This is a genomic window from Neotamlana laminarinivorans (assembly GCF_020523925.1).
GTDB lineage: Bacteria > Bacteroidota > Bacteroidia > Flavobacteriales > Flavobacteriaceae > Neotamlana > Neotamlana laminarinivorans.
The window spans coordinates 1-216 of sequence record NZ_JAJAPW010000123.1; the positions used below are offsets into that span (position 1 = coordinate 1).

Annotated in this window: 1 protein-coding gene; it reads left to right on the forward strand. The window is 49.5% G+C overall.

The window, feature by feature from the left end:
* A partial coding sequence (locus LG649_RS16280; protein WP_226544847.1) for an Ig-like domain-containing protein occupies positions 1-216 on the forward strand: 216 nt, incomplete at both ends.

A 216-nucleotide genomic window follows, 5' to 3' on the forward strand; every position in this document is an offset into this window, starting at 1 on the left:
ATAGTTTTGGCGGCGATGGTCCAAGCACCGGCACGATAACTATCACCAGTGGGGCGAGCAATGGAACCGCCACGGTAAACGATGGGGGCACACCAAACGACCCAACGGACGATACGATAGATTACACGCCAACAGGCGATTACAATGGTACAGATCAAATCACATATCAGATCTGTGATGCGGATGGCGATTGTGAAACAGCAGTAGTAGATATTA